Origin of the sequence: Thiorhodovibrio litoralis (assembly GCF_033954455.1) — a bacterium.
Taxonomy (GTDB): domain Bacteria; phylum Pseudomonadota; class Gammaproteobacteria; order Chromatiales; family Chromatiaceae; genus Thiorhodovibrio; species Thiorhodovibrio litoralis.
This window is the reverse complement of record NZ_CP121473.1, coordinates 3,788,572-3,803,170: the sequence shown is the minus strand read 5'-3', so window position 1 is coordinate 3,803,170 and position 14,599 is coordinate 3,788,572. Positions and strand designations below refer to the sequence as shown.

The 14,599-nt window shown below is 61.4% G+C and carries 14 protein-coding genes and 2 CRISPR repeat arrays; of the genes, 4 read left to right on the top strand and 10 right to left on the bottom strand.

Annotated features, from left to right (window positions below; genetic code table 11):
- Nucleotides 1–14: 14 nt before the first annotated feature.
- Nucleotides 15–287: direct repeats of the CRISPR family, unit length 29 nt; unit sequence GGGCCTATCCCCGCGAGCGCGGGGGAAAC.
- A gap of 387 nt (nt 288–674) precedes the next feature.
- Genes Thiosp_RS17215 through Thiosp_RS17200 form a run of 4 tightly spaced genes read left to right on the top strand, consistent with a single transcriptional unit; the run spans nt 675 to nt 3,739 of the window.
- The gene (locus Thiosp_RS17215; protein WP_201062934.1) at nt 675–1,214 is read left to right on the top strand and encodes a hypothetical protein; all 540 of its coding nucleotides are present in this window, start codon (nt 675–677) and stop codon (nt 1,212–1,214) included.
- Nucleotides 1,215–1,231: 17 nt separating this feature from the next.
- Nucleotides 1,232–2,731 (top strand): IS21 family transposase, encoded by a 1,500-nt coding sequence (istA, locus tag Thiosp_RS17210; protein ID WP_323696454.1) that lies wholly within the window; start codon nt 1,232–1,234, stop codon nt 2,729–2,731.
- Between the two features lie 2 nt (nt 2,732–2,733).
- Nucleotides 2,734–3,558, top strand: a complete 825-nt coding sequence (gene istB, locus Thiosp_RS17205) for an IS21-like element helper ATPase IstB (protein ID WP_201062932.1) — start codon at nt 2,734–2,736, stop codon at nt 3,556–3,558.
- On the top strand, nt 3,530–3,739 hold the full coding sequence (locus Thiosp_RS17200; RefSeq protein ID WP_201062931.1) for a hypothetical protein: 210 nt from the start codon (nt 3,530–3,532) through the stop codon (nt 3,737–3,739). The genes istB and Thiosp_RS17200 overlap by 29 nt, the downstream gene beginning before the upstream one ends.
- A gap of 175 nt (nt 3,740–3,914) precedes the next feature.
- Nucleotides 3,915–4,309: a CRISPR direct-repeat array (repeat unit 29 nt; unit sequence GGGCCTATCCCCGCGAGCGCGGGGGAAAC).
- Nucleotides 4,310–4,362: 53 nt separating this feature from the next.
- Here the strand turns inward: Thiosp_RS17200 and cas2e are convergent.
- The 10 genes from cas2e to Thiosp_RS17150 all read right to left on the bottom strand — a co-directional run bounded on the left by cas2e (nt 4,363) and on the right by Thiosp_RS17150 (nt 14,250).
- Nucleotides 4,363–4,671: a type I-E CRISPR-associated endoribonuclease Cas2e gene (gene cas2e / locus Thiosp_RS17195; protein WP_201067095.1), complete on the bottom strand. Its 309-nt coding sequence runs from the start codon at nt 4,669–4,671 to the stop codon at nt 4,363–4,365.
- The gene (gene cas1e / locus Thiosp_RS17190) at nt 4,643–5,533 is read right to left on the bottom strand and encodes a type I-E CRISPR-associated endonuclease Cas1e (RefSeq protein WP_201067094.1); all 891 of its coding nucleotides are present in this window, start codon (nt 5,531–5,533) and stop codon (nt 4,643–4,645) included. Before cas1e ends, cas2e begins: the two co-directional genes overlap by 29 nt.
- Complete coding sequence (gene cas6e / locus Thiosp_RS17185) at nt 5,527–6,243, bottom strand: type I-E CRISPR-associated protein Cas6/Cse3/CasE (protein WP_201067093.1); 717 nt, start codon at nt 6,241–6,243, stop codon at nt 5,527–5,529. The genes cas1e and cas6e overlap by 7 nt, the downstream gene beginning before the upstream one ends.
- Complete coding sequence (cas5e, locus tag Thiosp_RS17180) at nt 6,240–6,977, bottom strand: type I-E CRISPR-associated protein Cas5/CasD (protein WP_201067092.1); 738 nt, start codon at nt 6,975–6,977, stop codon at nt 6,240–6,242. The genes cas6e and cas5e overlap by 4 nt, the downstream gene beginning before the upstream one ends.
- Nucleotide 6,978: 1 nt before the next feature.
- Nucleotides 6,979–8,175: a type I-E CRISPR-associated protein Cas7/Cse4/CasC gene (gene cas7e / locus Thiosp_RS17175; protein WP_201067090.1), complete on the bottom strand. Its 1,197-nt coding sequence runs from the start codon at nt 8,173–8,175 to the stop codon at nt 6,979–6,981.
- A 23-nt stretch (nt 8,176–8,198) separates the two neighbouring features.
- On the bottom strand, nt 8,199–8,774 hold the full coding sequence (casB, locus tag Thiosp_RS17170) for a type I-E CRISPR-associated protein Cse2/CasB (RefSeq protein WP_201067088.1): 576 nt from the start codon (nt 8,772–8,774) through the stop codon (nt 8,199–8,201).
- Complete coding sequence (gene casA / locus Thiosp_RS17165; RefSeq protein WP_201067087.1) at nt 8,761–10,356, bottom strand: type I-E CRISPR-associated protein Cse1/CasA; 1,596 nt, start codon at nt 10,354–10,356, stop codon at nt 8,761–8,763. The genes casB and casA overlap by 14 nt, the downstream gene beginning before the upstream one ends.
- Nucleotides 10,357–10,373: 17 nt before the next feature.
- Complete coding sequence (gene cas3, locus Thiosp_RS17160; protein WP_201067085.1) at nt 10,374–12,998, bottom strand: CRISPR-associated helicase Cas3'; 2,625 nt, start codon at nt 12,996–12,998, stop codon at nt 10,374–10,376.
- Nucleotides 12,999–13,474: 476 nt separating this feature from the next.
- Nucleotides 13,475–13,549, bottom strand: a complete 75-nt coding sequence (locus Thiosp_RS17155; protein WP_323697128.1) for a DUF1156 domain-containing protein — start codon at nt 13,547–13,549, stop codon at nt 13,475–13,477.
- Between the two features lie 305 nt (nt 13,550–13,854).
- On the bottom strand, nt 13,855–14,250 hold the full coding sequence (locus tag Thiosp_RS17150) for a hypothetical protein (protein WP_201067084.1): 396 nt from the start codon (nt 14,248–14,250) through the stop codon (nt 13,855–13,857).
- Nucleotides 14,251–14,599: the final 349 nt, after the last annotated feature.

Sequence of the window (14,599 nt, the reverse complement as noted above, 5' to 3'; positions counted from 1 at the left end):
TGCTGCCTGGCAGTGGGCCTATCCCCGCGAGCGCGGGGGAAACCTGCTGATCGAGCGCGGCGCGATTGGCTGCGAGGGCCTATCCCCGCGAGCGCGGGGGAAACTGGGCCAGCTCCATCCCCTCGATGGCAGCCAGGGGCCTATCCCCGCGAGCGCGGGGGAAACATCAGGTCGAGGCATGGGTGCGCCATTACTCAAGGCCTATCCCCGCGAGCGCGGGGGAAACGTCAAGCTGTCGAGCGTGACTGAACCAAAGCCGGGCCTATCCCCGCGAGCGCGGGGGAAACGTGATTGAGAATGTGCCCGGCAGAACAGGCGTGGGCCTATCCCCGCGAGCGTGTAGATGGCGCTCAAAAAGCGCTTATAGCCGGTGAATAGCGCAGTCAACCGCCAACGAGGCTGGTGACAAACCCCAGTCTCAGGTTGGTGTGGAAAGGCAGATCCAGGGGCCGAGGAGCGCACACCGGGAAGGAGCCCGGAGGGCGACTGGACGGTGTGCGCTCCTCGGCGCAGCGCCCGCGCGCGGCGGCTTGGTGTTGCGGGAGGGTCGCGTCATCGCCCTCGTCGGGGGTGACAACCGCGGAAAAAGCAGGTAGAGGCTTGGGGCCGTTGAGACAGGCGCGACCGCGGCTTCGACCACCACAGTCTCTCCGCGACCGCGCCCCCAACCGTGCATGGCACGGCCCGCCGGCAGTATCGGCCTGGCGGGAGAATACATCCACCCTCATCGGCGGGAGCCGCCGATGTGCGCCCATTGCGCCCCATGCCTCAGTGCCCGTCTGTTCCTCTGTGCCCGTTGCCGTCAGCAGGTCGTACTCTGCAGTCGCTGTGATCGCGGCAACCGCTATTGCGGCCCCACCTGCGCACAACGTGCCCGGCACGACGCCCAGCGTGCCGCCGCCCGACGCTACCAATCCAGCCGTCGCGGGCGCCATACCCATGCCGCCCGCCAAGCGCGCTACCGCCGTCGCCAGCGCGAAAAAGTGACGCATCAGGGTTCACCCCCGCGCCCATCCGATCAATGCTCCTGTGAGAACACCCCCACGCCGATTGCCGTGGCAGAGCCGGTCGCCGTTCTCAATCCCGCGGCGGTTGCCGATGATGCCCAGGTCCCCGAGGTGCCCTGTCATCGCTGCGGGTGTGAGTGCTCGCCTCTTCTGCGCCAAGGTTTTCTCCGCCGCCCGCAGTCAGGCGTTGCTGGCCGCGACCCCTGAAGCCAACAGGAGCCATCATGACCATCCCTTCCGAGCTCGAAGCCAAGATCCTGCGCTACTTCCTTGCTGAGCACTGGCGCGTCGGCACCATCGCCCAGCAGCTCGGCGTGCATCACGCCACCGTCGATCGGGTGCTGTCCCAGTCCGGACTGCCCAAAGTCGAGCGCGCCGCGCGTCCCTCGCTCATCGACCCCTATCTGCCCTTTGTCGTGGAGACGCTCAAGACCTATCCGCGTCTCACCGCCAGCCGGCTCTATGCCATGGTGCGCGAGCGCGGCTATCGCGGCGGGCCGGATCATTTCCGCCATTTGATTGCCCATGTGCGCCCACGCCCGCAGCCCGAGGCCTTTCTGCGCTTAAAGACCCTGCCCGGTGAGCAGGCCCAAGTCGACTGGGGCCACTTTGGCAAGCTCACCATTGGCCGGGCCACCCGCACCCTGATGGCCTTTGTGATGGTGCTGAGCTTCTCGCGGGCGGTGTTTCTGCGCTTCTTTCTCGATGCCCAGATGGCCAACTTCCTGCGCGGGCATGTCGGCGCCTTCGCGGCCTGGGGCGGCGTGCCGCGGGTGCTGCTGTATGACAACCTCAAAAGCGCGGTGCTTGAGCGCCAGGGCGAGGCAATACGCTTTCATCCAACGCTGTTGGAACTGGCCGGTCATTATCGCTTCGAGCCACGTCCGGTCGCGGTGGCGCGAGGGAATGAAAAAGGCCGCGTGGAGCGGGCGATTCGCTACATTCGCGACAGTTTCTTTGCTGCGCGCACCTTCAGTGATCTGGCGGATTTGAATGCCCAGGCTGATACCTGGTGTCAGGGCCAGGCGGCGGATCGGCCGTGCCCGGAGGACCGCGCGCAGTCAGTGCGCGCGGTTTTTGAACAAGAACGCCCGCATCTGCTGGCCTTGCCGCCGGTTCCCTTTCCTACCGAAGAGCAGGTGGCGGTGTCGGTCGGGAAGACGCCCTATGTGCGCTTTGACCGCAACGACTATTCCATTCCCCACACTCATGTGCGCCGCACGCTCACGGTGGTGGCGTCGCTCGGGCAGGTGCGGGTGCTCGATGGGGCCGCGGTGATCGCCACTCATGCGCGCTCCTTCGATGCCGGGGCGCAGGTGGAGGACCCGGCGCATGTGGCCGAGCTGGTGGCGCGCAAGCGCGCCGCGCGTCAGCACCGGGGGCAGGATCGGTTGATCCAGGCGGTACCGATCAGTCAGACCCTGCTGACCCAGGCCGCTGAACGCGGGGAGCCCTTGGGCAGCATGACGGCGGCTTTGCTGCGCCTGCTCGATTCCTATGGGGCGGCGGAGCTGACAGCGGCAATCGAGGAGGCGCTGGCGCGCGAGGTGCCGCATCCCAATGCGGTGCGCCTGGCGCTGGAGCGCCGCCGCGAGGCGCGCGGACAGCCGCCGCCGATTCCGGTCACCCTGCCGGCGGATGCGCGGGTGCGCGAGGTGGTGGTGCGCACCCCGGCGCTGGGGGATTACGACCAGTTGCATGATGAACCGCCACGGGAGGACTGAGCATGAGTGAACAGGATCCGCAGATGCTGAAACAACGCGCCCAGGCGCTGAAGCTCTATGGGGTGCTGGCGCATTGGGCGGAGGTGGTGGACGCGCCTTGGCTGGTGAGCGTGTTGCAGTGGGAGGAAGAGGCCCGGGCGCAGCGCTCGCTGGAGCGACGCATGAAGCAGGCGCACTTGGGGCGGTTCACACCACTGGCGGATTTCGATTGGAATTGGCCCAAGCGCTGTGATCGCGCGGCGATTGAGGAGTTGATGGGCCTTGGCTTTGTCGCCGAGGCGCTGAATGTGGTGCTGATCGGCCCCAACGGGGTGGGCAAGACGACGATTGCGCGCAATCTGGCGCGGCAGGCGGTGCTGGCCGGGCGCACGGTGCTGTGCACGTCGGCGGCGGCGATGCTCAATGCGCTGCTGGAAGCCGACGGGGAGCGGGCGCTGCGCGCGCGCCTGAATGCCTATGCCCGCGTGCAGCTGTTGCTGATCGATGAGATCGGGTATCTGTCGTATTCCAACCGCCACGCGGATTTGCTCTTTGAGGTGGTGTCACGCCGCTATGAGAGGCATCCGACCCTGGTGACAACGAACCGCCCCTTTGCCGAGTGGGGGGAGGTGTTTCCCAATGCCGCCTGTGTGGTGTCGCTGATCGATCGCTTGGTCCATCACGCGGAGATCATTCAGATCGATGGGGAGTCCTATCGGCTCAAGGAGGCGAAGGAGTCCGCGACGCGGCGGCGTGAGCAGCGCGCGGCACGGACCAAGCCGGCGTCAAAGACGCCTCCAGCACAGCCAGGAGAGGAGCATGTATCCACCCCCGATGATTCCCTATGATTGGTCGCCCGAGCAGGCGCTGGCGGTCGTTGACTGGTTGGAGATGCTCTGCGAGGGAATTTATGAGATCCATGGCCTCGCTATCGCCGAGGCCCGCGAACAGGCCTATCAGGAGCAACTGCGCGATGAACGTCAGCTGCCCTTGCCGTTGTTTCCTTCCTACAACGATGATCCGTTCTGAGTGACCTTCACCGGCCACCGGGCGCGGCTCGCTGTTCGGTGGCTCACCCTTCGCCTTCAGCGAGGGCGTCGCTTTGTCGGGCGGCTGGACTTCACCGTTTATCCGCAGGTTTGTTCAGCCGCTAACACGAGCGCGGGGGAAACTGCCGCGCGCTCTGCCGCCTCTTTCGCTTCACGGGCCTATCCCCGCGAGCGCGGGGGAAACTCGGCTGCTCGCCGTCGCGGATACCGTCATGCGGGCCTATCCCCGCGAGCGCGGGGGAAACGGATATAGCCATCTAATTCCTTAATGCCTTCTGGGCCTATCCCCGCGAGCGCGGGGGAAACTGATGCTGGCGTTGGCGCCTTGCCGGCTTCCAGGGCCTATCCCCGCGAGCGCGGGGGAAACGATGCTGTTGGCGGGTTCTGCTTCTGCGGCTGAGGCCTATCCCCGCGAGCGCGGGGGAAACGCGGCAGACCGGGATGCGCGGGTCAAGTGTCGGGGCCTATCCCCGCGAGCGCGGGGGAAACGTGGCTTTCAGGAGCGCCTCGGTGCGCAGCAGGGGCCTATCCCCGCGAGCGCGGGGGAAACCCTTGTAGTTAAGCCCATACACTACAAGGGAAAAACAGGAAAACGATTCTTTGTTAAAGATCGGGTTGCGATGGTTTTCTGACTAGCCACAAACCATCTACTTCGATGAGTTCTCGCGGAGGCGTTCCCAGCGTGGCAATTCCAATACCACCCGTTGCATTGGCATCACGCCACACCATCACCACGCTTCCACCAGGCTCGGCTTGATACCACTGCGACAGGACAGCCCAGGTGCGTGAGCGCACGCCTTGATTCATCCGTGGAGAGAGATAAACAGTCGGCGCCACTTCCAGCATCAGCGATCCGAGGTAACCTCGATAGCGATCCGCCACGTCACGCGTCACGATCATGACCAGAGGCATGAACTTCCTCCATCCGAATCACATTTTTGATGCGGTCGATCATTGCCGGAATCACGCCCTGCTTGCGAAACACCTTGGCCGCTTCGCGCCGGACGAGACGATCAATGGTCTGGTCATCGGTCTCTGCGCGCTTGGCGACTGTAAACGCGATTTGTAAAGTTACCGTATCTCGAAACAGATCAGCAACATCAAGCACGAAAGATTGTCCCGAGTCCTCATGGATAAAGCCCAGCTGAGGGATCGCCGCCACGGCCTGCACAGCAACGACAGCCGCCGCTTGTACGGCGGTAGCGGCGTGATTGATCGCCTGATTCGGGATGTCCGCCGCATTCGGGTTGGCGCGGTCGTAATGGCGTCCTTTCCATTCAATTCCGTAGCGCTGTGCCATGAGCTTATAGGTCAATTTGACACGAGAACCTTCAATCCCCCTGAGCGTATCCAGATCGCGATGAGGCAGCACCTCCCCTAGTCGCAACGCATACATGTGGCGGGCCACACTGATACGCCGGCGCGGGTTTCCCCAGAGTTCTGCCTGACGCCGCGCGATGTCCGAGCGATCCGGCAGTAATGGGGGCGCGGTGTAGCAGCGCACGCCATCCTCGCCGACAGCCGCCAACAGCGTGCCATGTCGAGCCAATAGGCGAAGCGCATCATGCGTCACCGTACTGCCAGGGCCAAGCAGGATCATGGAAACGCTCTGATGGGGAATCTGCACCGAATAGGGCGTTAGGGAATCTTTGCCCTGAAAAAAGTGCAAACACCCATCAATCACGCATAACTCCCCTCGCTCGAACCAAATCAATCCATGCCGATCCGCATGGGGCATCCGCGAAGTTTCGAGGCCGAGCCGTCCTTTCAGCATGAATGCGCCGGTTTCAGTAACAGCATTCCAAACCCAAAGGCGCGATGCCGGCCGATTCCGCGCGTCAAAAGGCGGGTAAAGGCTTCGCCATCGCCAATCCGAAGTTGGCCCTTGAACATAGCGTCCGGCCCGGAGAATGCGCGAGATTTGCGCCGTCCCTCGGCATCCGGGCCTGTGCGGCGCATGACGCGGCTGAGACGGAATGCCGTCATACCGATCTGCATAAGCTCTGCCGCCTGCTGCGCGGCGAGTTGTTGCCCCATCCATTGAGCATAGATGGACTCGCGGTCTAATCCCAACGCAGCAGGCTGTGCATCGACGGCATGCAGAAATACGTCGCGCTCGCGTCCGTCTTTGGTGCGCCGTACTGGTCGCGCCCGAACCTCGAAGTTCAGCACCTGTCCGGGACGCCAGGCACTTGGGAAGTTCCGCGTAGCCAAGTGATCTAGCCCCAGCGCTTGTGCAACATCCGGTGTCGCCAAGGCAGCATGATCGCGCAATTGCTCCGGCGGCTGATTGGTATAGGCCAGCAGTCCCTGACGCGCGCCCAGGTAGCAAAAAGGTTGTGGCGACAAGTCCCCAAAGGCCGCCGTCAGTAGGGCATGCAAGGCATAGCCGAAATCTCCATCGGGAGACAATAGCCGGTGACGGGTCGCCCAAGTGGCCAGTGTTTGTTCATCGGGGGCGCAGTGCAGCAGAGAAAGCGTCATGTCGATTCACCTTCGCGCTGAAGTCGTCCTTCGCGGATCGGTCGCCAGCCACCATGCACGCCGCTGTTCCAGCGACGCTCATCGCACAATTCGATGTGTCGATCACCAGGCAAGGTGCCCTCACCATCGGGCCATTGCACGCGCAGACTGTCTTGATCCGCTGAGGGGCACGCGGCTCCCTGGAGGGCGTGCAGTAAGGTGTCCCCAGGCTGCCAACCCACGAACAGGCGTGCGCTCGGTAGACAAGGCTTGCGACCGAGAAACAGCGGACGCGCAGGTCGGTCAAGGGCGGTGGCCAGGTCATCGAGTGTTGGCGATTCCTCGGCTGGCTCTAAACGCAGGGCGATAAGCAGCACTCGGTCGGCGTGGTAGTCGCGAAACCGCTGCAATGTTAGCGACTTGCTACCATCTTTCTGTGGTGAATAACTTGGACTCTTAGCGCGTCCTTCCGGAACGCCCTGAGTTGTCCAACCAGAATCATTTTCAAATAGCAATGCCGTTTGATAATCCTGGATTCGCGTTCCTGCTCGTTCGATCCGCGCTCCCAGCATGAGCCGCTCCTGCAAACGATCATGCCGTGCCGTCTCCTCGCGCCGCCAGCCCAGTGCATTGGCCAGCAGACCGACGACCATCGACAGCGCCGGAAAATCACGGATCACCCCAAAGTTGTCGATGGCCTCTCCACCAAAGGCCATCAGCGGCGCTTGCAGCCGCAGCAATAAATGGCGCGCCATTTCAGCAGGCTCCAGCTTGAATGATGCCGGCTGTCCAAGTCGCCAGAGTATTCAGGTCGATGCGCTCGGCCTGGGGGATGGCCACCGGGTCCAGCGCCATAAAACGGCGCGCCAAAGGCGCTCCATAAGCCTCGTCCATGTGGCCGATCTCCTTGCCCAGCCGATCCATGGCGCGCTGGCGGATCGGCGCGGTGTTGTCCGCTGCGGGCAGGGCCTCGTGAAAGGCGCCGGCCAAACTGCGTGGCTGCCAGTCTCCGGCTTCTACCAGCATGAACGACGCCCAGTCGAAGGGCGCGGTTGAACCGCGCTTGGCACCGGGGCTGACGGTGGCCATCAGGTGTAAGAGATGCTCGACCACTTGGCCGGCCAAGGCGCGCTTCTCTGGCGGCGTGGCGGGGTCAAAGCATTCCTGACGCTTGATCGCTTCCAGGTTCTCGACCAACTGCGGGACATCCACCACGACATAGCCGTAGTAAAGACCGGAGGCCAGTTCGGTGTCGAAGATACCGGCTGAGCCTAATTCCCCGCTTTCGCGCAGCAGGTCATCGACTACGGTGAAATAGTCGTTTTCGACCTGGGCTTCATGAACTGTGAAGGCATGGGCGACGTAAACAGCAGCATCCCGACTGGCCAGCACATCGGAGGTGACCATGCGCCCGAACAGGGCTGATTCCAGACCTGATCCGTGCTTGAGTGCTGTGATGTTTTTCTTCTCATCCTTGAGCATCTTGCCGACTGCCGCGCGCAGTGCTTTCTCCTCGGTGGTCTCCGCCGCCAAATCGATGCAGCGCTGCACCAGGTAATCGATCTCGGCGCAGCCCATCAGAACGGCTTGTCCCGTTTTGAGTGCTTCTTCGCCTTTTTTGTCCTTGCCGGCTTTATCGACCAGCCCGCCATCACGCATGGCCTCCACAGCAGCCAGTGCCAGTGGTTCGGCAACGCCGGCCTCGGCGATGCGCTTTCGCATTTGCTCCAGGGTGCCGCGCGACCGCACCGCCATTGGCACCTTGAGTGCCGACAAGGCAAAGCGATCCTCGGCAATGCGCCAGTGTCGCTTCAGGCATTGGGAGGAAATGCGGGTGCGCGTGGCATTGCCCAGCGGCAAGCGCTTGGCCAGTCCGGCATCGTCGCGGTTGATCAACGCAGCGGGATAGCTGTGCAAGGTGTGAATTTGAATGAAACGCGGTTGGTTGGTCATGGATACGATTCCTTGTCAGTCAATCAAGCGGTCGCCTGAGATTCGGATTTCGACACGGCGGAGAAGTAACGCGCAGCGATTTGCATACGGATGGTTTCGGCCTGCTCTTCATCGCGGCTTTCGTGCAAGATCAGCCCGCCGAGTTGATGCCAGTTCGGGGCGACCTCGCGGGAGGCGAGCAGGCGTAACAGGCGCGGCAGCAATTGACGAAAGGTCGTGCCACGCGCGGTCAGGAGCTTGGTGACCCGCGATTCGGACACATCGGCATGATGAAGCTGTGCGCCCAAGGCTCCGTTGGCATGACCGGTCAGCGCCAGACCATGCGCGATCAGCGCCCAACGCTGCCAGGTCTCGGGCCGCCAGTGCTCCGGTTCGAGTCCGGCCTGCACCAGCGCACGCGCCAGTGCGGCGATCTGATGGGGACGCAGCTCGCCCTCGGGGTCCAGGCGCGCCAGTGCAGCTTTCTCGCCTTTACCCAAGCCGTAGAGATCGCCCTCGAAGCGTGCGGCCTGACCGATCACTTGGGCGAGTCTGGTGATCGGTGATCGCTCTGGCTTCGGATCGACAGAGGACGAGGAAGCGGTTTCAGGGCTGGGCATCGGGTGTCTCCTTGGAGTCCTGTTGGGCTTTGTAATAGTGCGCCAGGGTGGGCAAGGTTTTTGGGTTGCGCAGTCCGCCTCGTAGCCGCCGCAGTGCCGCCGCGCGGGCGCGATAGCGCTGTTCGCCGCTGCGCGGCCCAGACTGAAAGGCATCGACGAGGATGGCCTCGGCGCGCTCGGCCATGTCCAGATACCAATGCAGGCGAATCTCCTCGGGATACTCGGCCTCGACTTCGTCGTTCAAACTCAGCACGCCATCGAAAAATCGGCTGTCTTCGTGCTGCTCGAAGTGCTTGCTAAACACATTGGCTTTATCCTTGGCGCTGTCGCCGAACTTCTCTTTTGATGCACCGTTCTCAAAGAGCGTGGCCAGGGCTGTCCATAACACGCTGCGGATCTTGCTGATGTCCGATATCCGCTCGGCGGCAATCTTCGCTAGGGTGTCGGTCTGTTTTTTCATCAGGAAGCGCCGCACCTTCGGCGACAGAGGAATGCGCCGCTCGTGGTAGCCCTCGGTCTTACCCTGTCCGCGTGTGACGCCCTGGGCCAGGATCACGAGACCCTGCTGCCCATCGCTTTCAACCAGTGTTTGAGCGACCGGTGGCCGATATTTTTGTTGGCCAAAGAGCAGTTCGGCAGCCAGTTTGTAATCGAATCCCTTGGCAGTGATCGTTAGCGCTTTGCCCGCGCGGAGATCGATTGGTGTCCAGGCATCGCCCGTCATTCCGTTGCGACTCTTGGCCTCGATGCGCGCAACCTTGCTGCCGGTGCCCAAGGCCGCCAGGCCAGTGGTGGAGCCGATCAGACGAACGCGCCGGCAGATTTCGATGTAGAACGGATCCAGTGCAGAGAAAGCCAGGCTTTCGGTTCCGCTCCAGGGATGCAGCCATACCAGGGCAATCCCACCCTGATCACACAAATCCATGTCGCTGACGATCTCGGCGCGGGTGTCGAGCAGGCGGCGGACATCGCGCTGCCAGCGTTGCCCCCAACCACCGACGGGAACGATGCCAATCGCGGGACGGCTGGCAAAGCCACCATTCATTCTTGATATTCCGTAGTTGCCCGCACCGAGAAATCCTTCCTGGGTTTGCAGGCTGATCAAAGCCAGCAACCAATCCTCGGGGGCACATCGGGTCATCCGCGCCGCCTTGAGATCGTGATTCTTCGATGTCACCAGCATATCGATCTCATCGGGGACTTGAAGCTGGTTCTTCCAGGCTTTCAGTGTTCCCTCTGGTACCGGTGCCTGCATTAGCGCTGGTCGATCAGGAGGGCTGACCAGACACCACGCCGCACCATCCGGGTCATCCGGCGTCAGCGCCAACAGAGCCGCCTTCCACGCGGTTTCATCGGCGAAAGGCTCGGTGCGTCCTGATTGATGCAACGCCAGGGCGGCAAGCTGCACCAGAAACGCATGCCAGGGATGGCGTTGATGGGGGCGCAGCGCCGGAAAGTCGCGGATTCGATCACCGGTCAGGGCGACAAAGAGCGCCGGCAGGCTGAGTTGCGTCCATGAGCCATCGGCCGCCAGGCGGACGCCGATCAGTGGTTCGTCGAGCAGTGAATAATGCAGCGTCATCGCGGACTCCTTGAGGATTAGCCGTCGATCTTCTCCAGTCCCAGGCGGCTATAGCGAAAGCAGGCGGACTCCAGGCTGAACAGGATTGCGCCGTCTTGAGCTTCCACCGCTGACGGTTGGGCGTCGGGATCGATCCCCTTGGGTACCAGGAAATGCCGGACGGGCAATTGTTGCAGCGGTTGACCAAAGGGGCCGGTCGGTGCGGGGTCGAAGATCAGGAGACGATCACGCACACCTAAGCGGGTGGCGATATCGAGATCGGTCGGAAAGCCCGCTTGCTCGTCGAACGGGGTGTCGATTTCCAAGCCGTGCAAATGGGCGATGGTGCGCTGGGCACCTGTTTGCCCCTCGATCTTCTGGCCGAGTTGTTGCCACGCCTCGCCGAGTGTTTCTACCGCGTTCAGCCGCTCGGGATGCGTAGCGGCCTCGACAAGTTCCCGGTTGTTCTCGGGGATCGTGATGCTTGGGCGTTCGTCGATCAGCCGGCGCGTAGCCTCGATGGTGCGCAGATCGGGATAGATGCCATCACCATCGCGAAACGGTCCCAATCCATGGCGGGAGGCCTTCAGCAGCGGGGAGAGGTCATGATCTGGTGGTGTGAGCACCCAGGCCTGGGGGGAGCGGTACGCCTCGGGGCGCTGCTGTTCAGGACGCGGATGGCGGTGCAAACGACCGATGCGCTGCAACAACACGTCGATGGGGCAAAGGTCGGTGATGAGCAAATCGGCATCCAGATCCAAGCTCTGTTCCAACGTCTGGGTGCCGAGGACGATCAGGGGACCAGGCGGGCGATCCTTGCCGAGCTGTGCTTGAATTGCGGCATCCAGTGCTGGGCGATCCTGGCGGCTGAAGCGGCTGTGGTGCAGCGTTCTGATTCCGCTCACATCGAACAGCCAGGCTGGATCGGGAATCTGTTGCTCCAATGCCTGAAAGACAGCAAGCGCGGCTGGAACGGTGTTGCGGATGATCAGCACTTTGGCACCGGTCGATGCGGCATCGACCGCCAACTGAGCAATGGCTTCAGGTTCGTCGATCAGATCGCGCAGCGACCAAGCGACGGTCTTGGGGCGCATCGTCGAAACAATGTCGCGCATGGCAAGGTGATCGGAGAGCGCTGGATAGGGTGCCTTGCATGCTGCCTCAAAAGTCGGGAATCCTGTTTGCGACGCCTGACCAATCGCCAGGTAGCGTGCTCGTGCGCTGGAGCCGAGCGTGGCCGACAGCAGCAGCGAATGACCACCACAGCCGAGGTGCGCTTGTAACAGGCGTTCCAGGAGTACCGTCATGTAGGGATCGGACGCATGCACCTCATCGACCACCAACAGACTGCGGGCTAGCAGGGCATGGCGCAGATGGGCGTGGCGCACCTGTAAAGCACCGAACAGGGCCTGATCGATGGTGCCAACGGCCAGTGGTGCGGCCAGAAAACGCTTGGGCGATTCAGCAGCCCAGCGTCGATGCGCCACTTCGTCTGCGGCGTCATCCGGCCAGAGCACCTTGAAATTCGGGAGTGACCTTGGCTCCTGACCATCGGCACTGGCATAACCCGGCAATGCGCGGACGGTGAGTGGCGGATCGGTCGGCCAGAGCCGGGCAACCGCTTGGCGAATACGCTCATACACCTGGCTCGCGGAGACGCGGGTCGGGAGCGCGAAATAGAGGCTATCGACCTCGCCGCGCTCGAACAGATGCACGAAACGCCATAGCGCCGCTTCCGTTTTTCCGCTGCCGGTTTCCGATTCCAGAATCACAAAAGATCCCAGATCCGGATTATCCATCGCGGCTTGGATCGGATAGGGCAGATTGCCAAAGGTTTGCTCGAAGCACGGTGCCGGCGATGCCATCGATAGCGCCGAGCGAGGCGCTTTGGCGTCCATCCCAAGCGACAAGATCGCGCGATCTGCATAATCGGGTGCCGTCTCGGCTCGATCTTCGCCGATAATGGAGAAGGGGAAAAACTTGGTGTCCGAGCCGAGCCAATCGGCTAGTTGCACCAGACCGGCAAACAGATGGCCGAAGGCTGGCGCAGTTGGGAACGGTTCACCACCAGGCGCGAAGGCGTCGGGGAATCGTTCGCTCGCTCCTTTGCCGATCTGTTCGAGCGCTGCGGCTGGATCGTAAGCCGTTTGTCCGTTTGAATTGATGACAGGCTTCCAGATCGCCCGCGCCCAATCCGCGCTGTTCTCAATGATCGGGCGACCGTGATGACTGATGCTGGCTTTCAGGAGCGGTTCGACGGCCTCGCCCCAGGTACAGATCGCATCAATGGGCAACCGTGCCACCAATGGCCGAAGAAACGAGTCATCCTCAAACAACCGCATTGCTTCCAGACCATGCCCGGCAGGGTACGGCCATTCTTTTGGTGCCTGGCCATTCAGCCAGCGCTTGGCCTGAAAACCACTGTTGGCCTTGCCCAGATCGTGCAGAAACACTAGCACTGTCAGCCGTTCAAGATCCTGTGCACTTAAGCAACGCCCCGCTGTGCGCTCCAGAGCGCGACGAATGCACCGACACTGACACAAGCGCATGAAACAGGACGCTACATCAATAAGGTGATCAATCAGCGGATGCCAAGCCAGAATCCTGCCGTCAGAATCCCGCTCCAGCTTACCGAACGCTGCGCACTGCAAATCCGTGTTCATCTGTAATGAGCCTCAATACTCCGTATCACCATAAATCGTCAATCACGCTGGGCAGTGCTTGACCAAAAAGCCTGCCAGCAATGTCGGATTCCATTTCAGATAAGCTAAGCGGTCGCCATTGAGGAACGCGGAACAAAAGGTATGCCGATGGATTTTGTGGGGCCAGGGTCGCTTTCTTTTTTTGACGCCAAACGCCCAAAGAACTCAAACGAGGCCCCTTTGTTAGAATAACTCGGCGACTTGCGGGTGAACGCGGTCCAACTCGCAGGTCTAGCGCTAGGACTTGCGGAGTCCGGCGAGGGGATTTGTTAACGCCTCCTTATTAGTCGTGTTCTCCTAAAGGAACAGTTCTAGGAGCAGTCGGAACAACCGCTCGCGACTTGCCGCCCAACTGCCCTACCGATGTCCCGGCGTAACGTCACCCGGATGCTCAAGCTCCCACTGCCAGAAAGGATCATTCACCATTTGCGCGAAGATTACCGCCCGCGCCGCGCTGCCAACGGCCGCAGCGCCCACCACAGATGCAATGTGCTCGGGTACCCACGCCGAATCGACTTCTCACGCGCAGCGGCAGCGTTGATGGCATCGAGCGGCAGAGCGACTTCGATCAGTTTCTTGGGGGCTTTGATGGGGTCGGCGGCATACCATTACCCATAAGTCCGGCAGCTAAGGTTGCAATGCGGCGTAAGTGCTTGTTCCAGCTTAGCGCATCTTAGCGACACGGCCTGAAACGCGCCCTCGTAAACCTTTGATCTTGAAGACATCATCGACTTATGGGTAATCGTATGGGGCGGCGGTCATAAAGTCATTCCATGGAGGGCAGCGGGACAACCTTCGAGGACAAGGGTGCGAGCCATCACGGACATTTCTTCAGAGCGACGTCGTCAAGCGGAAAAGCGCGCTGAATCGCCTTGTCTTGGATATCCAATTTCGTGACCCCGCGTTGTTCTCCGGCATTGAAGGCCGCCAAAAAATACTCAGAGCCGCTGCTGAACTCCGGCTTCATCCAAACGACAATCCCGTTGTAACGCACGCCACCTTCGCATGAGTAGCAAAAGTCAAGATCACCAAAGGCGCGTTTTTTCTGACCATTGCGCAGTGTAACGTTGTCTGGCCCGACAAGAAATGCGAGGTCCGATTGGCACGATGCGTTCAGAGGTACCCAGAGGCCGACGAATTCTGATGGTGTTTGGCCGGCAGCTACTGCCGAGTTCGATATCACCAAGGCAAAAATGAGTGCGATCAAAGGCATGGTATGCCTCCTTATAAAATTACACTGAGAAAAGATCGGTTACGGGGAAACCAGTGAACTATACCGTCACAAAGGACGATGCCGTCAAGCAGCTTACCAGGCACCAACTGGACGACAATGAGGCGGTCGTTTTAATGCCATTTAGGCTTGGTCTTATTAATACTATTACCCATAAGTCCGGCAGCTACGGTTACAATGCGGCGTAAGTGCTTATTTCAGCGTGGCGCACATTAGTGGGACGGCCTGAATTGCGCCTTTGTCACCCTCTGATCGTGCAGACCTTATCGACTTATAAGTAATGGTATGGCTCAAAATGTCCCTGCGTAGCCGCTCTTTGTGTCTTCGTATC